This is a genomic window from Ascidiimonas meishanensis, from assembly GCF_037782385.1.
GTDB lineage: Bacteria > Bacteroidota > Bacteroidia > Flavobacteriales > Flavobacteriaceae > Ascidiimonas > Ascidiimonas meishanensis.
This window is the reverse complement of the sequence record NZ_JBBEXD010000025.1, coordinates 1-3,778: the sequence shown is the minus strand read 5'-3', so window position 1 is coordinate 3,778 and position 3,778 is coordinate 1. Positions and strand designations below refer to the sequence as shown.

The 3,778-nt window shown below is 39.0% G+C and carries 1 protein-coding gene; it reads left to right on the top strand.

Going from position 1 to position 3,778, the window contains the following annotated elements; translation table 11 throughout:
• Nucleotides 1-3,778 (top strand): amino acid adenylation domain-containing protein (locus tag WBG07_RS19215; protein ID WP_340203735.1); only part of this gene is annotated, 3,778 nt, incomplete at both ends.

Below are 3,778 nucleotides of genomic sequence, written 5' to 3'. Positions count from 1 at the left end.
TGAACATCAACACGCACCTTTTGAAAAGATCGTAGAAAGGGTCGTAGATACCAGAGATATGAGCACTTCTGCTTTGTTCCAAGTCATGTTTGTCTTACAGAACACTCCTGAAGACCTGTCTAAAGTGAAAGAACGACCTTTAGGTGGTTTGGAAATAGCACAATATGAGTTTGCACAGACAACTGCTAAATACGATTTAACATTAAACGCCGTGGAAGGAGATAACGGTATTGCTTTTAACATGGAGTACTGTACCGATTTATTCCATAAAGCAACCATCGAGCGTATGTTGAGCCATTACCAGAATTTGTTGGTTAGTATCGTGAATAATATGACCCTACCCATCACACAATTAGCATTCTTACCTGAACAGGAAAAACATCTTTTATTGGATGTATTCAATGACACGAAAGTTGACTATCCTAAAGACAAAACAATCGTAGATCTCTTTCAGGAGCAAGTAAACAAAACTCCCGATAATATTGCACTGGTCTTTGAAGAAAAAACTCTAAACTATCTCGAACTCGATAAACGTTCCAATCAATTAGCAAACTACCTCATTGCACAAGGCGTCAAAAAAGACGACCTAGTAGCCATATCTCTGGAACGATCCCTAGAGATGATCATCGGTATCCTGGGAATCTTAAAGGCAGGGGCTGCCTATGTGCCCATTGACCCCGGGTATCCGGAATTGCGAATCAAATATATGATTCAAGATGCTGGAGTCGACTTGGTAGTAACTTCTAAAACTTCTTATCAAGCTTTAGAAACAATAAAAGGTATAAAAACATTGGTCTTAGATGGTATACATCTCAAGACTATTAAAAAAGAATCAATAGATTCTTTCGGTACAATTGCCACTCCTCAAACCCTAGCCTATGTCATCTATACATCAGGAAGTACAGGAAAGCCTAAAGGGGTCATGGTTGAACATCAAAGTATTATTAACTTGTGTAAAAATTGTGATTATGTCTCTCTGAATTCTGATACGATCTGGTTACCTACGGGTTCTATTTCTTTTGATGCTACTACTCTCGAATATTGGGGAACTCTATTAAATGGAGGTCAATTAATATTAGCAAGTAACTATACGATATTGGATAAAAATATTTTAAAGAAACTACTTGTTGATAAAAAAGTTAATACGTTATGGATGACAGCTTCATGGTTTCATCAAATCGCAGAATATGATTTATCTTTTTTTGAGTCTCTTCAACATTTATTAGTAGGAGGAGATACGGTTAATTCTAAACACACAAATAATTTAAAAGTTCTTAATCCAGAGCTTAGTATAATTAATGGTTACGGTCCTACAGAGGGGACTACTTTTTCGACTATATATAGTATTGGTCAAACAATGGGAAATAATATTCCTATCGGCTCTCCTATCTCCAACACCCAGATTTATATTCTTAGTGAACAGCAAGAGTTAGTGCCTATAGGAGTCGTTGGTGAACTATGCATCAGTGGTGCAGGGGTCGCACGTGGGTATTTGAACAAAGAAGAGTTGACCAAACAGAAGTTTGTCGAGAACCCATTTGTTCCAGGAGAACGAATGTATCGCACGGGCGACCTCGCACGGTGGATGCCCGATGGAAATATTCAGTTTATAGGAAGAAAAGATCATCAGATAAAGATTCGAGGCTACCGTATAGAACTAGGTGAAATCGAGACTGCTTTGGCTAAAATCCGAGAGGTTGCCGCCTGTTGTGTCCTCGCTAAAGAAGATGTTTCTGGTAACAAACGACTGGTAGCCTATATGGTATTGGAAGAAGAAACATTGGATAAACAAGCTATTCAAGATAGCTTGAAACAAAGCCTGCCAGAATACATGGTACCCACTATTTGGGTCGAGTTAGAGACCATGCCGCTAACCACAAACGGAAAACTAGACAAAAAGGCACTGCCAGACCCAGATGCCTCCCTATTGTCCAGTCAGTCTTATGTAGCGCCCAGAAATCTAACCGAACAAACGCTCGTTACTATCTGGCAAAAGTTATTGGGGGTTGAACAAATTGGTGTACATGATAACTTCTTTGAACTGGGAGGGCATAGCCTATTAGTGGCTCAACTCATTTCTCGTCTACAAGAAAAAGGGTTTCACCTAAGGGTTAAGGATATCTTTGAAAGTCCCATCATCAGTGATTTAAGTCTAAAGTTAGCACCTCTATCCGATACCTATCGTGTTCCTGATAATGGTATTACTATCGACTCTGATACCATTACACCTTCCATGGTTCCTTTGCTTGATTTTAGTCAGGAAGATCTGGATAAAATCATAGCTAGTGTTCCCGGGGGTATTTCCAATATAGAAGACATATACCCATTATCACCTTTACAACAAGGGATTCATTTTCATCATATGATGAGTTCTCCTGTAGAGGGTGATCCGTACATTCTACCTAGTTTACTGTCCTTTTCAGAGCTAACAAAACGAACAGCCTTTATACAGGCACTGGAATTTGTTATATCTCGTCATGATGTGTTACGAACCTGCATTTTCAGTGAGGGGCTGCCCCATGCTGTTCAGGTGGTCTTAAAAGATACTCCTTTATCCATAGAACCTTTAGAGTTCTCTGATACACAAGATATATTAGCTGAATTAAAAGTCCTAACCGCTCCTGGTAAGCAGTGGATGGACCTCTCAAAAGCTCCACTATTAAATATTAAAACAGCAGAAGACCTTGAATCAGACAATTATTACCTGATTTTAAACCAACATCATTTAATATTAGACCATGTGGGACTGGAAAAGCTGATTGGAGAAATTACACTCTGCTTATCAGAAAATTCAGCTCAACTAAACACTCCAGTATTGTACCGTAATTTTATCGGGTATGCCTTATATCAGCAAGCAACCAATAATAGTGAAGCATATTTTAAAGAACGTTATCAAGAAATTGAAATATCCTCCTACCCCTTTGACTTAAGCAATATCTTTGGGGATGGAACTCAGATTAAAGAAGCAAAATGTATAGTATCATCGAATCTGAGTGCCCGAATTCGAGCGGTTTCAAGTACATTAAAAGTTAGCCCCGCAGTATTGTTTCATGCCGCATATGGAATAGTCGTTGGTCGGTGTAGCAATACAAACTATGCAATTTTTGGCTCCTTGTTCTCAGGACGTTTACAAGGCTCTCTAGGGGCTGATCAATCCTTAGGATTATTTATCAACACACTGCCCGTCTTAGTAGAACTGTCAGGAAATGTAGCGGAATATATACAAAAAGTTAAATCACAGTTGCAAGAGCTAGTACCCTATGAACAAACCCCTTTAGCTAGTATTCAACGGTGGAGCGGTATTCCAAATAACCTTCCACTTTTTAGTGCGCTACTCAATTATCGCCATTCTTCGCCTATATCATCAGAAAATATCAATACAGAGTTTGATCTGGGAATTACTCTCTTGGCAGGTCAGGAACGTACCAATTATCCTTTTAACTTAAATGTAGACGACCTTGGTTCTGATTTTGAACTAACCGCCCAAGTTGATGGTAGTCTTGATCCCGAGCAAATATTGTGTTATATGGTGCAGGCACTGGAGCAACTTCTGGAAGCTATGGACAAGAAAGTGTCCCTGAATATGACTGGTCTGAGTATTCTACCACAAAAAGAAAAAACCCTTTTGTTGCATGACTTTAATGACACGAAAGTTGACTATCCTAAAGACAAAACAATCGTAGACCTCTTTCAGGAGCAAGTAAACAAAACTCCTGATAATATTGCACTGGTCTTTGAAGAAAAAACACTAAGCTATCTCGAACTCGATAAACGTTCT